At 34.0% G+C, this 23,246-nt stretch carries 28 protein-coding genes and 1 other RNA gene; 22 read left to right on the plus strand and 7 right to left on the minus strand.

Features of this window, described 5'->3' with window-relative positions:
- Positions 1-307: 307 nt before the first annotated feature.
- A complete protein-coding gene (gene clpP / locus KA878_RS00580) occupies positions 308-892 on the plus strand; it encodes an ATP-dependent Clp endopeptidase proteolytic subunit ClpP (protein ID WP_053029910.1) in 585 nt (194 codons plus the stop codon).
- A gap of 185 nt (positions 893-1,077) precedes the next feature.
- On the opposite strand, the gene KA878_RS14225 is transcribed toward clpP, so the two are convergent.
- The 3 genes from KA878_RS14225 to KA878_RS00590 all read right to left on the minus strand — a co-directional run bounded on the left by KA878_RS14225 (position 1,078) and on the right by KA878_RS00590 (position 2,669).
- Entirely contained in the window at positions 1,078-1,266 is a 189-nt protein-coding gene (locus tag KA878_RS14225) for a hypothetical protein (RefSeq protein ID WP_228480579.1), read from the minus strand.
- Positions 1,267-1,284: 18 nt separating this feature from the next.
- The gene (locus KA878_RS00585) at positions 1,285-2,184 is read right to left on the minus strand and encodes a TIGR01777 family oxidoreductase (protein WP_193839626.1); all 900 of its coding nucleotides are present in this window, start codon (positions 2,182-2,184) and stop codon (positions 1,285-1,287) included.
- Between the two features lie 305 nt (positions 2,185-2,489).
- The gene (locus KA878_RS00590) at positions 2,490-2,669 is read right to left on the minus strand and encodes a hypothetical protein (protein ID WP_075109128.1); all 180 of its coding nucleotides are present in this window, start codon (positions 2,667-2,669) and stop codon (positions 2,490-2,492) included.
- 205 nt (positions 2,670-2,874) lie between these two features.
- On the opposite strand from KA878_RS00590, the gene KA878_RS00595 reads away from it, so the two are divergent.
- Complete coding sequence (locus tag KA878_RS00595) at positions 2,875-3,573, plus strand: DUF4887 domain-containing protein (protein ID WP_053029907.1); 699 nt, start codon at positions 2,875-2,877, stop codon at positions 3,571-3,573.
- 228 nt (positions 3,574-3,801) lie between these two features.
- On the opposite strand, the gene KA878_RS00600 is transcribed toward KA878_RS00595, so the two are convergent.
- Positions 3,802-4,020, minus strand: a complete 219-nt coding sequence (locus KA878_RS00600) for a hypothetical protein (RefSeq protein WP_193839625.1) — start codon at positions 4,018-4,020, stop codon at positions 3,802-3,804.
- Between the two features lie 337 nt (positions 4,021-4,357).
- On the opposite strand from KA878_RS00600, the gene KA878_RS00605 reads away from it, so the two are divergent.
- From KA878_RS00605 to ssrA, 12 genes are all read left to right on the plus strand, one after another.
- Complete coding sequence (locus KA878_RS00605) at positions 4,358-5,374, plus strand: sugar-binding transcriptional regulator (RefSeq protein ID WP_075109132.1); 1,017 nt, start codon at positions 4,358-4,360, stop codon at positions 5,372-5,374.
- Positions 5,375-5,422: 48 nt separating this feature from the next.
- Complete coding sequence (gene gap, locus KA878_RS00610; RefSeq protein ID WP_011276377.1) at positions 5,423-6,430, plus strand: type I glyceraldehyde-3-phosphate dehydrogenase; 1,008 nt, start codon at positions 5,423-5,425, stop codon at positions 6,428-6,430.
- Between the two features lie 163 nt (positions 6,431-6,593).
- Complete coding sequence (locus KA878_RS00615) at positions 6,594-7,784, plus strand: phosphoglycerate kinase (RefSeq protein ID WP_053029904.1); 1,191 nt, start codon at positions 6,594-6,596, stop codon at positions 7,782-7,784.
- A gap of 126 nt (positions 7,785-7,910) precedes the next feature.
- Entirely contained in the window at positions 7,911-8,672 is a 762-nt protein-coding gene (tpiA, locus tag KA878_RS00620) for a triose-phosphate isomerase (RefSeq protein ID WP_011276375.1), read from the plus strand.
- A gap of 2 nt (positions 8,673-8,674) precedes the next feature.
- The gene (gene gpmI, locus KA878_RS00625; protein ID WP_075109133.1) at positions 8,675-10,192 is read left to right on the plus strand and encodes a 2,3-bisphosphoglycerate-independent phosphoglycerate mutase; all 1,518 of its coding nucleotides are present in this window, start codon (positions 8,675-8,677) and stop codon (positions 10,190-10,192) included.
- Between the two features lie 153 nt (positions 10,193-10,345).
- On the plus strand, positions 10,346-11,650 hold the full coding sequence (gene eno / locus KA878_RS00630; RefSeq protein ID WP_011276373.1) for a surface-displayed alpha-enolase: 1,305 nt from the start codon (positions 10,346-10,348) through the stop codon (positions 11,648-11,650).
- Positions 11,651-11,896: 246 nt separating this feature from the next.
- On the plus strand, positions 11,897-12,367 hold the full coding sequence (locus KA878_RS00635) for a hypothetical protein (RefSeq protein WP_075109134.1): 471 nt from the start codon (positions 11,897-11,899) through the stop codon (positions 12,365-12,367).
- Between the two features lie 67 nt (positions 12,368-12,434).
- Positions 12,435-12,668: a preprotein translocase subunit SecG gene (secG, locus tag KA878_RS00640; RefSeq protein WP_011276371.1), complete on the plus strand. Its 234-nt coding sequence runs from the start codon at positions 12,435-12,437 to the stop codon at positions 12,666-12,668.
- 228 nt (positions 12,669-12,896) lie between these two features.
- Entirely contained in the window at positions 12,897-13,637 is a 741-nt protein-coding gene (locus KA878_RS00645; protein WP_210142049.1) for an alpha/beta hydrolase, read from the plus strand.
- A gap of 40 nt (positions 13,638-13,677) precedes the next feature.
- A complete protein-coding gene (gene rnr, locus KA878_RS00650) occupies positions 13,678-16,056 on the plus strand; it encodes a ribonuclease R (protein WP_193839623.1) in 2,379 nt (792 codons plus the stop codon).
- Between the two features lie 24 nt (positions 16,057-16,080).
- Positions 16,081-16,551 (plus strand): SsrA-binding protein SmpB, encoded by a 471-nt coding sequence (gene smpB, locus KA878_RS00655; protein WP_011276368.1) that lies wholly within the window; start codon positions 16,081-16,083, stop codon positions 16,549-16,551.
- 236 nt (positions 16,552-16,787) lie between these two features.
- Positions 16,788-17,149: a transfer-messenger RNA gene (ssrA, locus tag KA878_RS00660) on the plus strand.
- Positions 17,150-17,243: 94 nt separating this feature from the next.
- Here the strand turns inward: ssrA and KA878_RS00665 are convergent.
- The 3 genes from KA878_RS00665 to KA878_RS00675 are packed head-to-tail and all read right to left on the minus strand — an operon-like array spanning position 17,244 to position 19,175.
- Positions 17,244-17,465 carry a hypothetical protein gene (locus KA878_RS00665; protein WP_193839622.1) on the minus strand — a complete coding sequence of 74 codons (222 nt, stop codon included), beginning with the start codon at positions 17,463-17,465 and terminating at the stop codon, positions 17,244-17,246.
- Between the two features lie 12 nt (positions 17,466-17,477).
- Entirely contained in the window at positions 17,478-18,584 is a 1,107-nt protein-coding gene (locus tag KA878_RS00670; RefSeq protein WP_193839912.1) for a site-specific integrase, read from the minus strand.
- A gap of 9 nt (positions 18,585-18,593) precedes the next feature.
- Positions 18,594-19,175, minus strand: a complete 582-nt coding sequence (locus KA878_RS00675; RefSeq protein ID WP_193839621.1) for a helix-turn-helix domain-containing protein — start codon at positions 19,173-19,175, stop codon at positions 18,594-18,596.
- Positions 19,176-19,336: 161 nt separating this feature from the next.
- On the opposite strand from KA878_RS00675, the gene KA878_RS00680 reads away from it, so the two are divergent.
- The 8 genes from KA878_RS00680 to KA878_RS00715 all read left to right on the plus strand — a co-directional run bounded on the left by KA878_RS00680 (position 19,337) and on the right by KA878_RS00715 (position 23,240).
- The gene (locus tag KA878_RS00680) at positions 19,337-19,561 is read left to right on the plus strand and encodes a helix-turn-helix domain-containing protein (RefSeq protein WP_193839620.1); all 225 of its coding nucleotides are present in this window, start codon (positions 19,337-19,339) and stop codon (positions 19,559-19,561) included.
- Entirely contained in the window at positions 19,548-19,766 is a 219-nt protein-coding gene (locus KA878_RS00685; RefSeq protein ID WP_193839619.1) for a helix-turn-helix transcriptional regulator, read from the plus strand. Before KA878_RS00680 ends, KA878_RS00685 begins: the two co-directional genes overlap by 14 nt.
- Positions 19,767-19,778: 12 nt before the next feature.
- Positions 19,779-19,979 (plus strand): hypothetical protein, encoded by a 201-nt coding sequence (locus KA878_RS00690; RefSeq protein WP_002476297.1) that lies wholly within the window; start codon positions 19,779-19,781, stop codon positions 19,977-19,979.
- Between the two features lie 3 nt (positions 19,980-19,982).
- Positions 19,983-20,387 (plus strand): hypothetical protein, encoded by a 405-nt coding sequence (locus KA878_RS00695; protein WP_049402095.1) that lies wholly within the window; start codon positions 19,983-19,985, stop codon positions 20,385-20,387.
- Between the two features lie 4 nt (positions 20,388-20,391).
- Positions 20,392-20,595, plus strand: coding sequence for a hypothetical protein (locus tag KA878_RS00700; RefSeq protein WP_193839618.1), 204 nt, complete (start codon positions 20,392-20,394; stop codon positions 20,593-20,595).
- Between the two features lie 14 nt (positions 20,596-20,609).
- A complete protein-coding gene (gene tscT, locus KA878_RS00705) occupies positions 20,610-20,915 on the plus strand; it encodes a type II toxin-antitoxin system toxin TscT (protein ID WP_049366245.1) in 306 nt (101 codons plus the stop codon).
- A gap of 88 nt (positions 20,916-21,003) precedes the next feature.
- A complete protein-coding gene (locus KA878_RS00710) occupies positions 21,004-21,873 on the plus strand; it encodes a primase alpha helix C-terminal domain-containing protein (RefSeq protein WP_193839617.1) in 870 nt (289 codons plus the stop codon).
- Positions 21,874-21,884: 11 nt separating this feature from the next.
- Positions 21,885-23,240 (plus strand): DNA primase family protein, encoded by a 1,356-nt coding sequence (locus KA878_RS00715; RefSeq protein WP_193839616.1) that lies wholly within the window; start codon positions 21,885-21,887, stop codon positions 23,238-23,240.
- The last annotated feature ends 6 nt before the right edge of the window (positions 23,241-23,246 follow it).

The raw sequence follows: 23,246 nt of genomic DNA on the forward strand, positions 1-23,246 counted from the left end.
ACTCCCATAATGTAAAAAATATATGCAATTTAAAACTATTAGCCCCCTCGAGAGGAGTCGAACCTCTATTTTAAGAACCGGAATCTTACGTGCTATCCGTTACACTACGAGGAGATATAAAGTAACAAAGACAAAATTCTGTACTATTTATCAATTTAAAAGTACAATCTGAATGTATGTTTATAGTGTACAAAATATAATAAAATAAGGTCAAATTTTCTTTGTGCTATATGAGTTTAAATTTTGACCATTTTTGACTTTTCATGTAGAATACTAAATAACAGTTAATCATAAGGAGGAAATATAAATGAATTTAATTCCTACAGTAATTGAAACAACAAATCGCGGTGAACGTGCATACGATATTTATTCTCGTCTATTAAAAGACCGTATTATTATGTTAGGTTCTGCAATTGATGATAACGTAGCAAATTCAATTGTATCACAATTATTATTCTTACAAGCGCAAGATTCTGAGAAAGATATCTACTTATATATTAATTCACCAGGTGGTAGTGTCACTGCTGGTTTTGCTATTTATGATACAATCCAACACATTAAACCAGACGTACAAACTATTTGTATCGGTATGGCTGCATCAATGGGTTCATTCTTATTAGCTGCTGGTGCAAAAGGTAAACGTTTCGCATTACCAAATGCGGAAGTTATGATTCACCAACCATTAGGTGGTGCACAAGGACAAGCAACTGAAATCGAAATCGCTGCTAACCACATTTTAAAAACACGTGAAAAATTAAACAAAATTTTAGCTGAACGTACAGGTCAAAGTATTGAAAAAATACAAAAAGATACGGACCGTGATAACTTCTTAACAGCTGATGAAGCTAAAGCATATGGCTTAATCGATAATGTTATGCAGCCTGAAGATTAATCATTAATGTTAAATTATCATGAAAAATGAGTCCGGGACAAAAATTATATAATGAAGCTATTTTGCAAATTCGCAGTAGCTGACTGAACTGAGGAGGCGCTTAATTCAAGCTTTTCTCAGTTCTAGTCACACTTGCGGGGGTGGGACAACGAATTTAAAAAGAATTCTGTTCCACTCCCATTTTTTTATGATTTTTTTGAAGTGCTTTTTAGGAGAAGTCGAACCGAAATCACAAGTAAAATAGCACCAATGAATATGAAGAAAATTGACATTAATATAATTACAAAATGATGTTCGAAGGCAAAAATGCCATTTAGTATCAGAAATAGACTAGCGATGATTAATAAAATATACGTTAATTTCTCGTCGTTCATGATTCAAAACTCCAATAACTATGCATCGATTAAATCTTCGAAAGCAATTTTTAAGTTAGGATAATTAAATGTAAAGCCAAGTGCATCCAATTTGTTTGGTAATATCTTTTGCGTATCTAAGACAACTGTAGACATTTCACCAAGTGCGATTCGCATCAAGAACGATGGAACCCATGTTTCATGAGGGCGGTGCATGACACGTGCAAGTGTATATCCGAATAGATTTTGACGTTCAGCCATAGGTGCAGCCATATTGAAAGGACCTTGGGCTTTAGGATGGTCGATGGTAAATAGAATTGCACGTACTAAATCATTAATATGAATCCAAGAATACCATTGGAATCCAGAACCTAATTTGCCCCCTACAAAAAATTTATAAGGCAGTTTCATCGTTTGTAATGCGCCACCATCATCAGATAAAATCATGCTGAATCTTCCTAGTACGACACGTGTACCAAATGATTCAAAACGTTTGGCAAAACGTTCCCACTGATAAACGACATCAGATAAAAAGTCGAAGGGAAGTGTTTGATATTTTTCAGTATACGTTTGATATAAACTTGGTGGATAATAGCCCATCGCACTCGCATTGAAGAGGACTTCAGGTTTATGGTCGCGATTGCTGAATAAATCAACGAGTGCTTGTGTTGATTCGATACGGCTAGTCATGATTGATTGTTTGTATGATGGTGTCCAACGTTTATTTAAAGTTGCACCAGCTAAATTGATAACTACATCTATATCTGGAACTTGAGATGTCCAACCGTCTTTTGACCAATTAATATATGAAATTTTAGGATCATCACTTTGCTTATCGCTACGAGTTAATATTGTAATGTGTACATCGCGATGCTTTAACTCGTTTACTAATTGACTGCCTACCATTCCAGTTCCGCCAGTTATTAAGAATTGCTTCATATTTACACCTCTATTAATTTATTGTATTTGAAAAGACGTTCTACGATTGTCGTTCAACGATCGTTGTTCAAAAAATGTACAACGATTAGTCAATAATATGTCATTTACTATGCTGTAAACAGGATTTAATTTTACGAAGGTTAAGTTATAATAAATTTGTACCTTCGATATAGTAGATTTCAATAGCTTTGAGTAAATTGAGTATACCCCATAGACTACGCAAAATAAACGAAGGTCAATTTTGACTCCCTTTAGTAGAAGCCCATGCGAGCATCGTATGGGCTTTTTGTATATCTATTATAGTACTAATTAATGTAGATTAAGAATAATATGATTAAAGGAATGAAAATGATTGATAATAGCAAGAGGTCAAGACGAGACGTGTTGCTATCATCATAATTATCATTATTTAACATCATTGACTTTAATCCACGTTTAGGTGCTTTGTCTTCTTCAAAGATATCATCAGAAACAATTTTCTTCATTTATCTCACACTCTCGAATTATAATTAAATTATATTTGCATAATTGATGTTTGTAATTACTTATGATGTTATCATATATAAGTAATTATGTATCAATTTAATTTATGTCTTAATCCTTTTTATATCATTTTCGTGTGAATGACTGTAAAATAATTTGCTACATATAGGGACTAAACAAATTGAATATATTAAAGTGAGGTAACTTATGTCTAAGAACAATAGAAATAGAGATGACTTTGGTGAACCGGAAAAGAAAAAAATGAGTGGCATTTCGAAACTGATTAGCACGATTATAGTCTTATTATTATTAAGTGGCTTGGCTTTTGCGATTTACGCATTTGTTGATCATTCTAACCGATCAAGTGAACGCTTAAATAATCAATCAACTGAAGAGAAAAAAGACAAGAAAGATAAAAAAGATAAAGAAGAGAATGACAAAAAATCGAGTGAAGAACGTTCGAATGTGACGCAGGAAACTGTTACGCAACAAGCACCTCAAACTCAACAACGTCAGACTCAGCAAGCAACGCCTTCAACACAAGAAAGAACTAAACAACCATCAACTGAAGAGAAACAACGTACAAAACAAGATACTAAAGAAGAAAAAACTCAAGAGAAAACAACTAAAGAAGAGGCTACTACTGAAGAAAGCCGTACAAAAGAACAGGCAACACAAGAAAATAATAGCAATCGCAACAACAATAGAAATACGAATGAGTCAAATACGAATAAACCAAATCGTACTCAATCAAGCACACAAACTAGAACACAACAATCACCGCAAACACAACAACGTTCAACAACGCAACCATCTACGCAGCAATCAACTTCAAGACAAACGACACAACGAAATGCTACGTCTACACAAAGCCAATCAAACCAACAATCATCTAATAATAATTAGTAGCATCATGGGTCTTGATTAAGACCTGTAATATTAGTATGATTTAAACCCATTAACTAGCAATGAATTAACGTTAAACATCGATGGTTAAAGGGGATGCAAGTGATGATAGCAGTCTTATGAGATTTCTCATGAGGCTGCTTTTCTTAATTTAGTCATCAATAGTATGATGACAAAGCGCTAGAATGAATTTGTACCAATATGACATCATTACCGAGCTCCTTATCTTTAAAACATCCAATTCATTAAAAAAGTAAAAATGATAGAAAGTAAAATAGAAATAAAGATTGAAGAAAGGCAACCAAACGGGCAACCACAACCATACCGATACCTAACGGAATAATGCGCTCGATCAGTAGGCTGCGAATGATTAAAATAGTCATCATCTTTATATCTTCGATCATTTGGATCAATAACCTCAACATGATTATCCTCTTCGCGAGCCATTTTTTCTCCTCCTTTAAATGAAGTGCTTCTATTGTAAATGAGAACAACTTGCATAGGAAAGTATTTTGCAAAAGAATAATTATTAAACTTTGAGGGTAATACTATAAAATAAGAGATAAATTATACTTTTTATTATGCATATAGTAGGTTTATTCTACTTAATTTGGGAAATTTTACAGATAATTTTAAATATTAGAGTTTTTCTCTTGCATTTTCATCAACACAATAGTACTATTGCAAGTGTAAAGAGGTTAGATTTTGTCCCAGGCGGGACACAAATAGTCAAACCGCTTTTATACTATTGGTTACCTTTTAGACATAAAGGAGGAAGGTAGTAGTGAAAGACTTGATTAAAATTCAACAGAAGTTGATACCTGATCTCGTGGATAAAATGTATCGACGCTTTTCTATCTTAACTACTATCTCAAATAATCAACCAGTAGGTAGAAGAAGTTTAAGTGAACATATGGATATTACTGAACGTGTCTTAAGGTCTGAAACAGATATGTTGAAGAAACAAGATTTAATCCAAGTTAAATCAACTGGAATGGAAATCACTGAAGAAGGTAGATCTGTTTTAAATCAGCTTAACGAATATTTCAATATTTATACTGATGATAATCAATTAGCTGAACAAATTAAGACCACTTTCGGTATTAAAGAAGTTCATGTTATACCTGGTGATGCAGATGCTCACGAGAACGTAAAATCAGAAATGGGGAGACAAGCTGGTCAATTACTTGAAAGCATCCTATATGAAGATGCGATTGTTTCAGTAACAGGTGGTTCGACGATGGCAAATGTTAGCCGTGCGATGCATCTTTTACCATTTAATGTGTTTTTTGTTCCAGCGCGTGGTGGCCTTGGAGAAAATGTTATCTACCAAGCTAACACGATTTCAGCGAGCATGGCGCAACAAACAGGTGGGTATTATACAACGCTTTACGTACCAGATAATGTAAGTGAATCAACGTATAATACACTTCTAATGGAACCTTCTGTGGTTCATACATTAGATAAAATCAAACAAGCAAATATAACAATCCACGGTATTGGTGATGCGCTGAAGATGGCGCATCGTAGACAATCGTCAGATGAAGTGATTGAAAGCCTTCAACATCACCAAGCCGTTGCAGAAGCTTTCGGTTACTATTTTGATGCTCAAGGCAACGTAGTCTATAAAGTAAAGACGATAGGACTACAACTTGAAGATTTAGAAACCAAAGATTTTATATTCGCTGTTGCCGGAGGTCAATCTAAAGGAGAAGCAATTAAAGCTTACTTAAGTATTGCCCCTAAGAATACAGTATTAATTACTGATGAAGCAGCAGCAAAAGTAATATTAAATAAGTAATAAAAAGTTAATAGCTTTTTAAATATCATTTTAAAGGAGGCCATTATAATGGCAGTAAAAGTAGCAATTAATGGTTTTGGTAGAATTGGTCGTTTAGCATTTAGAAGAATTCAAGACGTAGAAGGTATTGAAGTAGTTGCAGTAAACGACTTAACAGACGACGAAATGTTAGCTCATTTATTAAAATATGACACTATGCAAGGTCGTTTCACAGGAGAAGTTGAAGTTATTGATGGTGGTTTCCGCGTAAATGGTAAAGAAGTTAAATCATACGAAGAACCAGATGCAAGCAAATTACCTTGGGGCGATTTAGATATCGACGTAGTATTAGAATGTACTGGTTTCTATACAGATAAAGAAAAAGCAGAAGCACACATCAATGCAGGTGCTAAAAAAGTATTAATCTCTGCACCAGCTAAAGGTGACGTTAAAACAATCGTATTCAACACTAACCACAATGACTTAGATGGTTCAGAAACAGTTGTTTCAGGTGCATCATGTACTACTAACTCATTAGCACCAGTTGCTAAAGTGTTAAGTGACGAATTTGGTTTAGTTGAAGGTTTAATGACAACTATTCACGCATACACTGGTGACCAAATGACTCAAGATGGTCCACATAAAAAAGGCGACAAACGTCGTGCGCGTGCAGCAGCTCAAAACATCGTACCAAACTCAACAGGTGCTGCAAAAGCTATCGGTAAAGTTATTCCTGAAATCGATGGTAAATTAGACGGTGGTGCTCAACGTGTACCAGTTGCTACAGGTTCATTAACTGAAGTAACAGTTGTATTAGAAAAAGACGTTACTGTTGAAGACGTTAACAAAGCAATGAAAAACGCTTCAAACGAATCATTCGGTTACACTGAAGACGAAATCGTTTCTTCAGACGTAGTTGGTATGACTTACGGTTCATTATTCGATGCTACTCAAACTCGTGTAATGTCTGTTGGTGACCGTCAATTAGTTAAAGTTGCAGCTTGGTATGACAATGAAATGTCTTACACTGCTCAATTAGTTCGTACTTTAGAATATTTAGCAGAATTATCTAAATAATTTAGAAGCATAGTTAAATAAACTTGTGCTCAGTATAGATGTACGATTCAAAGTACACTTGTACAAATTATTGAAATAAGTTAGCTTATGAGTAAGCGGGGAGCACTAACGCTTCTCCGCTTATTTTTATATTAGTAATTCCTATTTAGAGGAGGAAATTATAATGGCAAAAAAAATTGTTTCTGATTTAGAATTAAAAGGGAAAGTTGTTCTTGAACGTGCTGATTTCAATGTACCTTTAAAAGACGGTAAAATCACAAATGATAACCGTATTGTTCAGGCTTTACCAACAATTAAATATATCATCGAACAAGGTGGTAAATTAGTTCTATTTTCTCACTTAGGAAAAGTTAAACAAGAAAGTGATAAAGAAGGTTTAACTTTAAAACCTGTTGCTGATGCTTTATCAGAAAAGTTAGGTAAAGAAGTCACTTTCGTACCTGAAACACGTGGTGAAAAATTAGAAACTGCTATCAAAAACTTAAAAGAAGGCGATGTATTATTAGTTGAAAATACACGCTTTGAAGATTTAGATGGTAAAAAAGAATCTAAAAACGATCCTGAATTAGGTAAATATTGGGCTTCATTAGGTGATGTATTTGTCAATGATGCTTTCGGTACAGCACACCGTGAACACGCATCTAATGTCGGTATTTCTACACATTTAGAAACTGCAGCTGGTTACTTAATGGAAAAAGAAATTAAATTTATCGGTGGTGTTGTCAACGACCCACACAAACCAGTAGTTGCTATCTTAGGTGGCGCTAAAGTATCTGACAAAATCGGCGTCATCAAAAACTTAGTAAATATTGCTGATAAAATTCTTATCGGTGGCGGAATGGCGTATACTTTCTTAAAAGCGCAAGGTAAAGAAATCGGTTTATCATTATTAGAAGAAGATAAAATCGACTTTGCTAAAGCATTACTTGAAAGTAACGGCGATCAAATCGTTTTACCAGTAGATGCAAAAGTGGCAAAAGAATTCTCTAATGATGCTGAAATCACTGAAGTATCAATAGACAACATCCCTTCAGATCAAGAAGCAATGGACGTTGGACCTAAAACTGTTGAGTTATTCTCTAAAGAATTAGAGGGTGCACACACAGTTGTTTGGAACGGACCTATGGGTGTATTTGAATTCAGTAATTTTGCTCAAGGTACAATCGGTGTATGTAAAGCCATTGCTAACTTAAAAGACGCTACTACTATTATCGGTGGTGGTGACTCAGCAGCAGCTGCAATTTCTTTAGGTTTTGAAGATGACTTCACACATATTTCTACTGGTGGCGGTGCATCATTAGAATATTTAGAAGGTATTGAATTACCAGGCATTAAAGCGATTAATAACAAATAATCGTCTTATGAAAATGTCTACGTTTTTCTAAACATTTTCTAGGGAAAATGCATAAAGCATGAGACGTTACGTCTTAAAAGATATTTAACGCTAAAATTACAATTTAAATATATAGGAGTGTAATCAATGAGAAAACCAATCATAGCTGGTAACTGGAAAATGAACAAAACAGTTAAAGAAGCTAAAGACTTCGTTAATAACTTACCAACATTACCTGATGAAAAAGAAGTTGAATCAGTAATTTGTGCACCAACAATCCAATTAGATGCACTAATTTCATTAGTAAATGATGGCAAAGCAAAAGGATTAAAAATTGGTGCTCAAAACACTTATTTTGAAGATAATGGTGCATTCACAGGAGAAACATCTCCAGTAGCATTAGCTGACTTAGGTGTTAAATACGTAGTTATCGGACATTCAGAGCGTCGTGAATTATTCCATGAAACAGATGAAGATGTGAATAAAAAAGCACATGCTGTATTTAATCATGGTATGACACCAATCATTTGTGTTGGTGAAACAGATGAAGAACGCGAAAATGGTAAAGCTAATGAAATCGTTAGTAACCAAGTTGAAAAAGCACTAGAAGGTTTATCAGAAGAACAACTTAAAGAAGTTGTTATCGCATACGAACCAATTTGGGCAATCGGTACTGGTAAATCAGCTACTTCTGATGATGCAAATGAAATGTGTGCACACGTTCGTAAAACAGTAGCTAAAGTAGCAAGCCAAGACGTTGCTGATGCAACACGTATTCAATATGGTGGTAGTGTTAAACCTAACAACGTTAAAGAATATATGGCTCAATCTGACATTGATGGTGCATTAGTAGGTGGCGCATCATTAAAAGTTGAAGATTTCGTACAATTGTTAGAAGGTGCAAAATAATTATGGCTAAACAACCAACAGCTCTAATCATTTTAGATGGTTTCGCTAATCGTGAGAGTGAACATGGTAATGCTGTGAAACAAGCGAACAAACCTAATTTTGATCGTTATTACAGTAAATATCCTACTACTCAAATTGAAGCGAGTGGTTTAGACGTAGGTCTTCCTGAAGGTCAAATGGGTAACTCAGAAGTTGGTCATATGAACATTGGTGCAGGACGTATCGTTTATCAAAGTTTGACACGTATCAATAAATCAATCGCTGATGGTGATTTCTTTGAAAATGATGTATTAAATAATGCTGCACAACATGTTAAAGACCACAATTCTGCATTACATGTCTTTGGATTATTATCTGATGGTGGTGTACACAGTCACTACCAACATCTATTTGCATTATTAGAATTAGCTAAACAAAAAGGTTTAGATAAAGTTTATGTACATGCATTCTTAGATGGTCGTGACGTAGATCAAAAATCAGCACTTAAATACATTGAAGACACAGAAGCTAAATTTAAAGCATTAGGTGTAGGTCAATTTGCATCTATTTCTGGTCGTTATTATGCAATGGACCGTGACAAACGTTGGGACCGTGAACAAAAAGCATATAATGCGATTCGTAACTTTGAAGGTCCTTCTTATGTATCAGCTAAAGAAGGTGTTGAAGCTAACTACGCTAACGACTTAACGGATGAGTTTGTTGAACCATTTATTGTTGAAGGTCAAAATGATGGCGTGAACGATGGAGATGCAGTTATCTTCTTCAACTTCCGTCCTGACAGAGCAGCACAATTATCAGAAGTATTTACTAACAAAGCCTTTGATGGTTTCAAAGTAGAACAAGTTAATGACTTATACTATGCAACATTTACTAAATACAATGACAATGTAGATGCTGAAATTGTCTTCGAAAAAGTTGATTTAACGAATACAATTGGTGAAGTTGCTCAAAATAACAACTTGAAACAATTACGTATTGCTGAAACAGAAAAATATCCACACGTAACATACTTTATGAGTGGTGGACGTAATGAAGAATTTGAAGGTGAACGTCGTCGTCTGATTGATTCACCAAAAGTTGCAACTTACGACCTAAAACCTGAAATGAGTGCATATGAAGTTAAAGATGCATTATTAGAAGAGTTAGACAAAGGTGATTTAGATTTAATCATTTTAAACTTTGCTAACCCTGATATGGTTGGACATAGTGGTATGTTAGAACCAACGATTAAAGCAATCGAAGCAGTGGATGAATGTTTAGGTGAAGTTGTCGACAAAATTTTAGATATGAATGGTTATGCAATTATTACTGCTGACCATGGTAACTCTGATCAAGTGTTAACTGACGATGATCAACCAATGACAACACATACGACAAACCCAGTTCCTGTTATTGTAACTAAAGAAGGCGTTACATTACGTGAAACTGGTCGTCTAGGTGATTTAGCACCAACATTATTAGACTTATTAAATGTTGATCAACCATCAGATATGACTGGTGAATCACTTATTAAGCACTAAATGAAGTTGCGTTTTTAAAGTATAAGGATATTGTAATCCCTAATACAATCACTAAATCTTAGGGATTCAGTCCTTATCTGATATAAATATTTTATTTAAAGATTAAATCAAGCTATAATAGCTTTAGAATCTAAATTAAAGGAGATTTTTCACATGCCAATTATTACAGATGTTTATGCTCGCGAAGTCTTAGACTCACGTGGTAACCCAACAGTTGAAGTTGAAGTGTTAACTGAAAGCGGTGCTTTCGGTCGTGCATTAGTACCATCAGGTGCTTCTACAGGTGAACACGAAGCAGTTGAATTACGTGATGGAGACAAATCACGTTATAGCGGTAAAGGTGTTACTAAAGCAGTTGAAAATGTTAACGAAATTATCGCACCAGAAATCGTTGAAGGTGAATTTTCAGTATTAGATCAAGTATCTATAGATAAAATGATGATTCAATTAGACGGTACACCTAACAAAGGTAAATTAGGCGCTAACGCTATTTTAGGCGTGTCTATCGCAGTTGCACGTGCAGCAGCAGACTTATTAGGTCAACCTTTATACAAATATTTAGGTGGCTTCAATGGTAAACAACTACCAGTGCCAATGATGAACATCGTAAACGGTGGTTCTCACTCAGATGCACCAATCGCATTCCAAGAATTCATGATTTTACCAACAGGTGCTGAATCATTTAAAGAAGCATTACGTTGGGGTGCTGAAATCTTCCATAACTTAAAATCAATCTTAAGTGAACGTGGTTTAGAAACTGCAGTAGGTGACGAAGGTGGTTTCGCTCCTAAATTTGAAGGTACTGAAGATGCTGTAGAAACAATCATCAAAGCAATCGAAAAAGCAGGTTACAAACCAGGCGAAGATGTATTCTTAGGATTTGACTGTGCATCATCTGAATTCTACGAAAACGGTGTATATGACTACACTAAATTCGAAGGTGAACATGGTGCGAAACGTAGTGCAGCTGAACAAGTTGACTACTTAGAAGAATTAATTGGTAAATACCCAATCATCACTATCGAAGATGGTATGGATGAAAATGACTGGGACGGTTGGAAACAATTAACTGACCGTATTGGTGATAAAGTTCAATTAGTAGGTGACGATTTATTCGTAACAAACACTGAAATCCTTTCTAGAGGTATTGAACAAGGTATTGGTAACTCAATCTTAATCAAAGTTAACCAAATCGGTACTTTAACTGAAACTTTCGAAGCAATCGAAATGGCTCAAAAAGCTGGATACACTGCAGTAGTTTCTCACCGTTCAGGTGAAACAGAAGATACTACAATCTCTGATATCGCTGTAGCTACAAACGCTGGCCAAATTAAAACTGGTTCATTATCAAGAACTGACCGTATTGCTAAATACAATCAATTATTACGTATTGAAGATGAATTATTTGAAACTGCTAAATTCGATGGCATCAAATCTTTCTACAATTTAGATAAATAAGTTTAATACAGAGATTTATTTAATATAATAGAGTTCACGCAAATGTATATTGCCTGTCACAGAGTTGAGACTGTGGCAGGTTTTTTTAATCATGTGGCAAACAAAACGAACACATGTTAAGTCGACGTTGTGTATGACAGGTTGTAATTGTTTAGATAAAAAGGTGTTTGCTGAGAATGGAACAGATTTAATTTACGTATTCAAACTGATATAATAGATTTGTATATAAAAGAAGGAGAAGTAAAGATGGAGAATCAGCTTAATCAACCTAGTCAGAGGGAACGAAATGCAGGTAAGTTAATTGGCTACAGTTCTTTAATATTATGTATTTTATTGATCATCCATAACTTTATTGCATTAGATACATTAACGGCTAAGACGTTGTTATCACAGGCAGGCCAGAAAGTCAGTGATAGTGCAGTCGCTAACATCTTAAATAGTTTCAGATACACAGGAATAATGTATATCTTAGCTTATTTAGCGGGTGTCATTGCATTATGGAATAGACATAAGTACTTATGGTGGTTTATGTTTGCAGTCTATGTATCCAATGTATTATTTACATTAGTAAACCTAGCCATGGTTATCAATGCGATTATAGCAGCGAAATCAGTACTATTTATTATTCCAATTATAATTGTTATGATTTGCTCAACCGTATTAGCGTTATATATGCTAATCATTTCAATTGTACGTAAGAGCACGTTTAATCGATAGTCATTGATTATAAAGACGAGTATGTGATATAATTCGGAACGTATATAATGAATGGAGGACAATTTTCATGCATACACTTTTCATAGTACTATTAATTATTGATTGTATTGCATTAATCACTGTTGTATTACTCCAAGAAGGTAAAAGTAATGGACTTTCAGGTGCTATTAGTGGTGGCGCAGAACAGTTATTTGGTAAACAAAAACAACGTGGCGTCGATTTATTCTTGCATAGATTAACAATTATTTTAGCAGTCATTTTCTTTTTAATAATGATTGGTATCAGTTACTTTGGTTTATAAGGTCCGACGATGTTAATGTCGGGCTTTTTTATTTATAATGAATAGAGACGGATGACGTCTTAGATATTCAATTCATGGACATAATGTCCAAGTTTAAATAATGCATATTTCCGAAGAAATAAGGGAATATTTAATAAGTATAAATATATGTAAATAAGAGAAATGATGTTTGAAAGTAAAACAGTATATATTAGTAATTTAGAGATAACGATGGAAGAGGGATTATGAATGCAAATTAAATTACCACAACCGTTCTTCTTTGAGGAAGGCAAACGCGCAGTCTTACTCCTACATGGATTTACAGGTAATTCATCAGACGTAAGACAATTAGGCAGATTTCTACAGAAAAAAGGCTACACGTCATATGCACCACAATATGAAGGGCACGCTGCGCCACCAGAAGAAATTTTAAAATCAAGTCCGCATGTATGGTTTAAAGACGTGCTAGATGGCTATGATTATTTAGTGGAACATGGCTACGAAGATATCGCCGTAGCTGGATTGTCATTAGGTGGCGTGTATGCTTTAAAATTAAGCTTGAACCGTCCAGTGAAGGGTATTGTTACAATGTGTGCACCTGCTGAAGGTAAAACGCAAGGTACAATATATGAAGGTTTCTTAGAATATGCACACAACTTTAAAAAATATGAAGGTAAAGATCAAGATACGATTGATAAAGAGATGGAAGACTTCCAGCCAACTGAAACGTTAAAAGAGTTGAGTGAGACACTAAATAACGTTAGAAATGAAGTTGATGATGTACTTGATCCAATATTAGTAGTACAAGCTGAAAACGATGAAATGATTAATCCTCAATCAGCAAATTATATATACGATAATGTCGATTCAGAAGACAAACATATTAAATGGTATGCAAATTCAGGTCATGTCATAACAATCGATAAAGAAAAAGAACAAGTATTCGAAGACATCTATGACTTCTTAGAAACTTTAGATTGGTCTGAATAATCATTTTAAAAATTAAAAGAAAGTAGAAAGGAGGGGCATGATGAATTTAAAGCAATCCATTGAAGAAATTGTAAAACAACCTGATTATGAACCCATGTCTGTGTCTGATTTTCAAGATGCTTTAGGTCTTAATAGTGCCGACTCATTTAGAGATTTAATAAAGGTGCTAGTAGAACTAGAACAAGCAGGATTAGTTGAAAGAACTAAAACGGATAGATATCAACGTAAACAATCACATAAAAATACGAACTCTAAATTAATTAAGGGGACATTAAGCCAAAATAAAAAGGGCTTTGCATTTTTACGTCCTGAAGATGAAGAGATGGATGATATTTTTATCCCACCAACTAAGATTAATCGTGCATTAGATGGCGACACAGTGATTGTCGAGATACAGAAATCTAAAGGTGAACATAAAGGTAAAATAGAGGGCGAAGTTAAATCAATTGAGAAACATTCTGTAACCCAAGTAGTCGGTACGTTTAGTGAAGCGAAACATTTCGGGTTCGTTATTCCAGATGATAAACGCATAATGCAAGACATTTTCATTCCTAAAGGCCAAAGTCTTGGTGCTGTAGATGGTCACAAAGTGCTCGTTCAGATTACGAAATATGCGGATGGTACGGATAATCCAGAAGGACATATATCAGCTATTTTAGGCCATAAGAATGATCCAGGTGTAGATATTTTATCAATCATTTATCAACATGGAATCGAAATTGAATTTCCTGATAATGTCTTGAAAGAGGCTGAGGCAGTACCTGAAGAGATTAAGCCTGAAGAAATCAAAGGACGTACTGACTTGCGTGACGAGTTAACGATTACAATTGACGGTGCTGACGCAAAAGATTTAGATGATGCAATTAGCGTTAAAAAATTAAAAAATGGTCATACTGAATTAACTGTAAGTATTGCAGATGTTAGCTACTACGTTAAAGAAGACTCAGCGCTAGATAAAGAAGCTTACGATAGAGCAACAAGTGTTTACCTAGTAGACCGTGTTATTCCGATGATTCCACACCGCTTAAGTAATGGTATTTGTTCATTGAATCCTGAAGTCGACCGTTTAACATTAAGTTGTCGCATGGAAATCAATGAACGTGGCGACGTGGTTAAACATGACATATTCGATAGTGTCATCCATTCTAATTACAGAATGACATATGATGCGGTTAATCAAATTATCACTGAAAAGGACCCAAACGTTCGCAAACAATATCAAGAAATTACACCAATGCTTGATTTAGCACAAGATTTATCAAATCGTTTAATCCAAATGCGTAAACGTCGTGGTGAAATTGACTTTGATATCAGTGAAGCCAAAGTATTAGTGAATAACGAAGGTTTACCGACTGATGTAGTTTTACGTGAACGTGGTGAAGGTGAACGCTTAATCGAATCATTTATGTTAGCAGCAAATGAAACCGTGGCTGAACATTTCAATAAATTAGAAGTACCATTTATTTACCGTGTCCATGAACAACCTAAATCAGATCGTTTAAGACAGTTCTTCGACTTTATTACTAACTTCGGTATTATGATTAAAGGTACGGGTGAAGATATCCATCCTTCAACATTGCAATCGATTCAAGAGGAGGTTGAAGGCCGTTCAGAACAAATGGTTATCTCAACAATGATGTTACGTTCAATGCAACAAGCCCATTATGATGATACGAACTTAGGACATTTTGGTTTATCAGCAGAATACTATACCCATTTCACATCACCGATTAGACGTTACCCTGACTTAACGGTTCACCGTCTAATTCGAAAATATCTCATCGATCATTCTATGAATAATAAAGAATTGCATAAATGGGAAGATAAATTGCCGGAATTAGCAGAGCATACGTCACAACGTGAACGTCGAGCTATCGAAGCGGAACGAGATACAGATGAATTGAAAAAAGCGGAATATATGATTCAACATATCGGCGATGAATTTGAAGGTATTGTAAGTTCAGTAGCAAACTTTGGTATGTTTATTGAATTGCCTAACACCATTGAAGGTATGGTTCATATTTCAAATATGACAGATGATTATTACCACTTTGATGAACGCCAAATGGCACTTATTGGTGAACGCCAAGCAAAAGTATTCCGCATAGGTGATCAAGTTACAGTAAAAGTCACACATGTTGATGTAGATGAGCGTATGATAGACTTCCAAATCGTTGGTATGCCATTACCGAAAAATGAACGAAGTCAGCGTCCATCAAGAGGAAAAACCATTCAGGCTAAAACACGTGGCAAATCTCTAGATAAATCAAAAGATGATAATCATAAAGGCAAAAAGAAAAAACGTAAGCAACGAAAAGGTAAGAATCAACGTAATCGTGATAAAAAAGGTAAAACGAATCACAAACCATTTTACAAAGATAAAAGTGTGAAGAAAAAATCACGACGCAAGAAAAAATAATCAGCAAAGAGGTGACAGAGATTAATGGCTAAGAAGAAAACAAAATCACCCGGTACATTAGCTGAAAACCGAAAAGCTAGACATGATTATAATATTGAAGATACCATTGAAGCGGGTATTGCATTAAAAGGGACAGAGATTAAATCCATTCGTCGTGGTAGTGCTAATTTGAAAGATAGCTATGCGCAAGTTAAACGTGGCGAAATGTTCATTAATAATATGCATATTGCCCCTTATGAAGAAGGGAACCGTTTTAATCATGACCCTTTACGTTCTAGAAAGTTATTACTCCATAAAAAGGAAATTATTAAACTTGGAGAACGTACAAGAGAAATTGGATATTCTCTTATTCCATTGAAACTGTATTTAAAGCATGGTCAGTGTAAAGTTTTATTAGGTGTAGCCCGTGGTAAAAAGATACACGATAAGCGTCAAGCTTTAAAAGATAAAGCAATGAAACGTGATGTAGATCGTGCGATTAAGGACCGTTATTAAGCGTGTTTGTTGCTTAATTGGTCTCTATTTGGTATGATAACTGATGTTGTGAATGAACTGATATGTTAGTTAGTGATGGGGGTGACATTCTAACCGAATGCATCATCTCAATCTCGCAAGAATGATTAGAACTGAGAAATGCTTTAGATTAGTAGCCTCTCAGTTCAATCAGTTACTGCGTTTGTACATGATGCCATAAAGGGGTGTTATATACTAAACGTATCTAATATTATTTCGGGGGCGTTTTTGGATTCGACAGGGGTCCCTCGAGCACATTAAGCGTGTCGGAGGGTTGTCTCCGACATCAACACATTTCAGTAAATATAACTGACAAATCAAACAATAATTTCGCAGTAGCTGCGTAATAGCACTCTGCATCGCCTAACAGCATCGCCTACGTGCTGTTAACGCGATTCAACCCTAGTAGGATATGCTAAACACTGCCGTTTGAAGTCTGTTTAGATGAAATCCAATCAAACTAGCATAATACTGGTTGTCTGTTGCTTACTATTATGCGAAATTTATCAATAGACTACACACGTAGAAAGGTGTGTATCAGGACCTCTGGACGCGGGTTCGAATCCCGCCGTCTCCATTATATAGCCTGCAACCATAGTGGTTGTGGGCTTTTTATTTTTGTTGCCCCAATATTGCTCCAGATATGCCCCAGCACATAAAAAAGACGCTCTATTTTAGAGCGCCATATTTTTATATATTGTTATAGATTTTTTATTGTCACTTATTTCAGTGATCAAGCCATTGACTATTTCATCTACTATGTAGGTATTGTTTTTCACATCATATTTCAAGTAAACTAATTGAGTATTATTTATTTTGTTAAGAATGATTATATCTTTTTCTAAGTTATTAAAATCAAGTTCAAATTTTGTATTATTTATTATTTCCCAACTCATATTTATAACACCTCATAAGTATTTAACTATTTCTTTCTGTGTACTAGGGTACAAATGCCCGTATCTATTATATACTTCGTTACTATCTGCATGACCTAAACGTTGTGCTATTACCATGATACTTGCGCCATGATTGACCAACATAGACGCGTGACTATGTCTTAGTTCGTGGATTACAATTCTAGGGAACGTCTGACCATCTGGAAGTTGGTCATCTAATACTTTTAAGGCAGTAGTAAACCAACGATCAATAGTTGACTCACTGTAAGCTTTAAAGAATGTACCAAACAATACATAATCATCTTTATATATGGTATTCTCTTTATACCAATTTAGGTAATCTTTGATATCATTCATCATGTGAGTAGGTAAGTATATATCACGTATGGCTGATTTCGTTTTAGGGGCTGTCACTTCACCGTGATAGTCCGTTTTATTTATATGGATAAACTCATCATCATAGTTAATATCACGCCATGTAAGGGCTCTAATTTCGCCCTTACGTGCCCCAGAGTAGAACAATAACTTGAAGAATAGCTTTTGTTGTTGTGTAGCTAATGCCTCATAGAATTGGTTGAACTGTTCCAACGTCCAATAGTTCAAACGTTTATTTGATTCTATTTCAAAGTTACCTACTAGAGAGGCTACATTTTGCTTTAGATCATGAAACTTCATTGCATGGTTAAGTAACGATACTAAGAACACGTGCATTTTCTTTAGGTACTCTCCAGAGTGTCCCTCTTTTAACTTCGTATTCTGAAACTTCATTACATCTTGTGTCGTCATATTAAACACATCCATAGACTTAAAATAAGGTAGTAAATGATTGTTTGTATGTGTCTTTAATGCTTTAACACTAGATGACTTGCGACGTGCAGAATACCACTCTATATACTCATCTACGAGTTTATCAAAGGGGAGTTTATTTATTTGTCCGACACACTCTAACTCGTCCATAATTTCATTGCATTTCTTCAATGCCTCTTTACGCTGTTTAAAGCCACTCTTTTTAATTTCTTTTCTTTTATTCGTTCTATCGTAATATTTGATTCTAAAATAGTATGTACCACGTTTAGCGTCCTTATATATGTTGTGGGATAGATTTAAGTTATGTTCTATGGGAATCACCTACTTAAATGTATATTCGATATCTTCAATCACATCATAATCACTTATATTTGTATTGTTTTTTATAAAATCATTTAATACTGTTTCTTCAATTTTATTGCTCAATGGGACACTAACTAATCCTGTTGCGTTGAGACTTTCACCGATAAATGTATTCTCATATTCTTCGAGTTTTAAAATTCCTATTTCCAGTCCAGAATCAGAATATGAATTTGATGGTTCTATAATTAATCTCAATTCAATTGAATAAGGTATATTGTTTAATTTTAACTGAACGTTAGCTTTATAAAAACTATGTTTTTCAGACTTATTAAATGTACGATCTTCATTTAAACCATATACTTGATTTGATTTTTCGTATTGTATATTTTCAATTTCTAAATATGTTGATTTAAGCAAATCATTTGGGGTGCAATTAAACAAATCGCATAGTTTTTCTAATGTATCAATTTTTATTCCATCACTATAATTATTATAAAGATTTGAAATAGTTGTTCTAGATAGCTTGGTTTTCTCGTGAACGTCTTTAATAGAATAATTAAATTCTGCCATTTTCACTTTTAAATTTGATGTAATAATCATTTTTTCTAGCTCCTTTCATTGATTATTATAACCAATAAGCTAATTAAAATAAACAATAGACTATTGACAGAAATTAATACAGAGAGTATTATATACTCATAACCAATAAGGTGGTTATAAAAAACATCTTACTGGTTAATAAAAGATAGGAGGTTCGAAAATTGAAAAATAAATTAAGTGTTTTACTGGGAGAAAGAAAAGAATCGGTGATGTATTTAAGTGGAAAAACTGGTATTTCTCCAACTACTTTGTATAGTTTATATCACGAAAAAAACAAAAATCCAGATACTAAAACAATAATGGTATTGTGTAAGTATTTTGATGTTACACCGAACGAATTTTTTGGTATTGATCGATTGGAGGATAAGCAATATGCAAAAAGTTAAATATTGGAATTTATACATCGCAAGAAAAGAAAAGGGAGATACTCAAAGAAAAGTAGCTCAGAAATTAGGAATAAGTCCACAACGCTATCAGTTGAAAGAAAGTGGCAAAGCTTATTTCACATTACCAGAGGCTAAAATCTTGAGTGAAATGTATGGTATGTCAATTGATGATTTGTTTAGTAAAAACATTAAAGTAGGTTCATAGGAGGATAAAGACATGAAACAACAAGTAGTGATAACAAAAAGCGTCGTCGGTTGGTTTTGCGTGAAAGATGTTGAAGGGAATTTAATTTTAAATATAGCGCCTGATGTATTTAAGAAACATTTTCCTGAAGTTAGTCCTAACATAGCTATTGCATGTATGGAGTTAGATATTAATAGAATTGTCGAACTTAAAGATAAGAAAGTGAGTGTATAGGAAATGGAAATTAAACAAAAATATCAATTATCAAAAGTGGTTCAAGTATTAGAAAAAGTATTATATGAAAAAGATAAGGACATATTCTTATCAGCGAAAGATAGTTTTCATTTTATTACAGATTATCACTATAACGATACAGCGTTTTACGAACATATTTTGAAACTCGTTCATAAAGAGTTGTTTAACATTCTTGCTGAGGTAGATTTTGAAGATGAGGCATTTTCTATTCTTGATGAAGTAACAATGACATTAAGTGATGTTATGAATGAAGATAAAGAAATTTACTACTATTCCGTTACAGATAACACGGGTGAACATGAACATACAACAGATAGAGAAGGACATGTGATCGGCATTTTAGAATGGGCGTTGGATTATATTGTTGGAAATATTGAAGTGGAGTGAAACAATGGCTGCTAAATTAGATGTGAATAAACAAAATATCATGCATGCTATCAACTGGATTATTAAAAATGAAGAAGAAATTATATTTGAAAGCCAAAATCAATTAAGTTTCTTCAGTCGTGAAGATTTGGAGAAAATAGAATACTGTAAGCGTACTTTAGAAAGTTTAATTGAAGCTAAAGAAATTTATAATAAAAAAATTAGTTAAGGAGTTAAACAACAATGGAGTGGGAATTAAGAAATTTATTTGATGATTTAGAAGTAGTACAAGAGAAAATTAATGATGTTGTAACATCTTTTGTATGGTTTGATGATGAGTATTTCACACATGAACCTAATCATATGTTAACTAAAAAAGAAATATATACGCATGGCTGGAAATATCACGAGCACCGTATCAAAAACACACAGGTTATTGATTTAATGCTTATGTATATGAGAGATTTTGACGACATTATGAAAAAAATCCGTGAAATAGAAAAATGCGCATCTGATGTAAGTTTGCCGACAGAATCAGATAACGCATAGAAAATTAATAAATTAACAGAGCAGTTAATAAAATACTCTTTATATATTGTATCATTTTCTGCTCTGTTAATCACTAGAGGTGAATAAATTGAACAAAATAAAGCTAGAACACGATACCCAAGTATCAGTGGTTTGGTATAACAACCTAGATTCTCGTTCCTTTAAAAATTTTTCTCAACCAAAATGGAGTGAGTTAATTAATAGGTTATCAATACCACAAAATAATACTAATAAGTATGCTCGTGGTGTAGCTGTATACGGCGATATAAAAGATGGTACTGATGAAGATGGTAAAGAATACAAAAAGTACCGTAATAATGACAATGTAATTTATCGTGATGTTCTAATATTGGACTACGATGACATACCCAAGTTGAGACCACTACATGATGCAATTACAGACGCTTTAAAAGGCATTGCGTGGTTTTGGCATACTACGTTTAATCACCAAACGGAAAGCCCTAGAATACGCTTGTATGTGCCATTGAATGAGCGTCTCAATGCAGATGATTACCGTAAGTATATAAAAGTGTTGGTAAATAAAATAGGTCACCCAGTAGATGAGGGGAGCTTTCAACCTAGCAGAGCGATGGCGTTACCCGTATATCAACAAGATAAATATCCGTTCTTATATCAACATAATGACGCCCCAATTTTGGGGACTGAAATGTTAGAAGAATGGTTTGAAAAATATAAATCACAACACAAGGAATCAACTAAATTTAAATATCCTAAACGTCGTGATAATGACTTTTGGAAGTCAATTGCCTTTGGGGTCTCAACAGGTAACCGAAATCAAACACTAACATCTTTGATTGGTGTATTACTCAATAGACGTGTACCAGATCCATTAGTATACGCATATTGCTATATGTGGAATGAAAATTGTAATCCTCCAATGAGTTCTAGAGAGTTTAACGCCACATTTGAATCTATATACAAACGAGAACATCGATAAGGAGGCATTTTATGGCAACATTTCCAGACTATTTGGAAAATAAAACAATATTTGATGAAAAAGATTTCTTTGATGGGAATAGATTTAAATTTTATGAATTCGCATTATTTTTATATGAAGAATATCACGGTTGCTATATTGATAACCGTCCTCATGTATTTACAGGTAAGAAATATGAGCCGTTAAATATAGATGTTGTTCGTAAAATGACTATTAAATATATTCCATCCTTAAGAGAACAGCAAAATAAAGAAGTTTATCAAAAGTTAAAAACTTTATGTTTAGGTAATCATCAAGAACAATGTTCAGCACGTTATATAGGTTTGAAAAACGGAATATATGACACTATTGAAGAAAAGTTGAATCCTTTTAATCCTCAATACTATATAACTAATATTATTGATGTTGATTTTGATAAAGACGCGCAAAGTGATTTGATAGAAAAATTCATCAAAGATATTTCAAATGAAGATGAAGAAGTAGAACAATTAATTTATGAAATGATTGGCTACGGTTTATACCGTGATAATTTCCTACAAGTTGCTTTCTTCTATTATAGTCCAGGTGGTAATGGTAAAACGACATTACTTAAATTATTGCACCATTTCTATAACCCAGAGAATACAACGGCGTTATCCTTTAATGATTTAAACGATAAGTTTAAACCTGCTAACTTGCAAGGGAAATTAGTGAATATTGCCGATGATATAGATCCAAACAGAATTAGAGATACAGGTAACTTCAAGATTATTGTTACTGGTAATTACATTACACTTGAGTTTAAAGGGCAAGACGCATTTGAGTTTAAACCATATGTAAAACTCATATTTGCTAGTAATGAATTACCAATGAGCAATGACAAGAGTGAGGGGTTCTATAGACGTATGGTAATTATCCCTATGCTGCGTAAATTTGGTAAAGACGGACAAAAGAAAGACCCGATGTTACTAAATAAATTGATAACACCACATAATATGTCAGCATTGCTTAATTTAGCGTTAAAAGGTCTAAAGAGAACGTTAGAAAACAACGAGATAATAGAACCTCAAATTGCTAGAAAAACCAAAGAAGAATATCAGCATGATAATAATCCAGTACTACAGTTTATCGAAGATGCAGAAGATAAGGACTATAGACAATTACCAGTAGTTGAGGGAAGACCAACAAACAAAACATATGAAATTTATAATATATGGGCTCCTAACAATGGTTATATGTTGCTTAATAAATCTAATTTTTCAAAAGAAATGGGACGACTTGGTTATAAAACAAAAATGAAGTGGTCAAAAGAAAAACAAAAGTCAGTTCGTTTTTATTATAAAGATACTACTGAAAATTACTATGATTTTGACGGTCAAAGTCTGTAACTTTCA

Source organism: Staphylococcus sp. GDY8P57P, from assembly GCF_017892585.1.
Lineage (GTDB): Bacteria > Bacillota > Bacilli > Staphylococcales > Staphylococcaceae > Staphylococcus > Staphylococcus borealis.

Excerpts from the sequence above, each read along its gene's own strand:
- clpP (WP_053029910.1), top strand. The coding sequence starts at position 308 with ATGAATTTAATTCCTACAGTAATTGAAACAACAAATCGCGGTGAACGT.
- KA878_RS14225 (WP_228480579.1), bottom strand. The coding sequence starts at position 1,266 with ATGAACGACGAGAAATTAACGTATATTTTATTAATCATCGCTAGTCTA.
- KA878_RS00585 (WP_193839626.1), bottom strand. The coding sequence starts at position 2,184 with ATGAAGCAATTCTTAATAACTGGCGGAACTGGAATGGTAGGCAGTCAA.
- KA878_RS00590 (WP_075109128.1), bottom strand. The coding sequence starts at position 2,669 with ATGAAGAAAATTGTTTCTGATGATATCTTTGAAGAAGACAAAGCACCT.
- KA878_RS00595 (WP_053029907.1), top strand. The coding sequence starts at position 2,875 with ATGTCTAAGAACAATAGAAATAGAGATGACTTTGGTGAACCGGAAAAG.
- KA878_RS00600 (WP_193839625.1), bottom strand. The coding sequence starts at position 4,020 with ATGGCTCGCGAAGAGGATAATCATGTTGAGGTTATTGATCCAAATGAT.
- gap (WP_011276377.1), top strand. The coding sequence starts at position 5,423 with ATGGCAGTAAAAGTAGCAATTAATGGTTTTGGTAGAATTGGTCGTTTA.
- KA878_RS00615 (WP_053029904.1), top strand. The coding sequence starts at position 6,594 with ATGGCAAAAAAAATTGTTTCTGATTTAGAATTAAAAGGGAAAGTTGTT.
- tpiA (WP_011276375.1), top strand. The coding sequence starts at position 7,911 with ATGAGAAAACCAATCATAGCTGGTAACTGGAAAATGAACAAAACAGTT.
- gpmI (WP_075109133.1), top strand. The coding sequence starts at position 8,675 with ATGGCTAAACAACCAACAGCTCTAATCATTTTAGATGGTTTCGCTAAT.
- eno (WP_011276373.1), top strand. The coding sequence starts at position 10,346 with ATGCCAATTATTACAGATGTTTATGCTCGCGAAGTCTTAGACTCACGT.
- KA878_RS00635 (WP_075109134.1), top strand. The coding sequence starts at position 11,897 with ATGGAGAATCAGCTTAATCAACCTAGTCAGAGGGAACGAAATGCAGGT.
- secG (WP_011276371.1), top strand. The coding sequence starts at position 12,435 with ATGCATACACTTTTCATAGTACTATTAATTATTGATTGTATTGCATTA.
- KA878_RS00645 (WP_210142049.1), top strand. The coding sequence starts at position 12,897 with ATGCAAATTAAATTACCACAACCGTTCTTCTTTGAGGAAGGCAAACGC.
- rnr (WP_193839623.1), top strand. The coding sequence starts at position 13,678 with ATGAATTTAAAGCAATCCATTGAAGAAATTGTAAAACAACCTGATTAT.
- smpB (WP_011276368.1), top strand. The coding sequence starts at position 16,081 with ATGGCTAAGAAGAAAACAAAATCACCCGGTACATTAGCTGAAAACCGA.
- KA878_RS00665 (WP_193839622.1), bottom strand. The coding sequence starts at position 17,465 with ATGAGTTGGGAAATAATAAATAATACAAAATTTGAACTTGATTTTAAT.
- KA878_RS00675 (WP_193839621.1), bottom strand. The coding sequence starts at position 19,175 with ATGATTATTACATCAAATTTAAAAGTGAAAATGGCAGAATTTAATTAT.
- KA878_RS00685 (WP_193839619.1), top strand. The coding sequence starts at position 19,548 with ATGCAAAAAGTTAAATATTGGAATTTATACATCGCAAGAAAAGAAAAG.
- KA878_RS00690 (WP_002476297.1), top strand. The coding sequence starts at position 19,779 with ATGAAACAACAAGTAGTGATAACAAAAAGCGTCGTCGGTTGGTTTTGC.
- KA878_RS00695 (WP_049402095.1), top strand. The coding sequence starts at position 19,983 with ATGGAAATTAAACAAAAATATCAATTATCAAAAGTGGTTCAAGTATTA.
- KA878_RS00700 (WP_193839618.1), top strand. The coding sequence starts at position 20,392 with ATGGCTGCTAAATTAGATGTGAATAAACAAAATATCATGCATGCTATC.
- tscT (WP_049366245.1), top strand. The coding sequence starts at position 20,610 with ATGGAGTGGGAATTAAGAAATTTATTTGATGATTTAGAAGTAGTACAA.
- KA878_RS00715 (WP_193839616.1), top strand. The coding sequence starts at position 21,885 with ATGGCAACATTTCCAGACTATTTGGAAAATAAAACAATATTTGATGAA.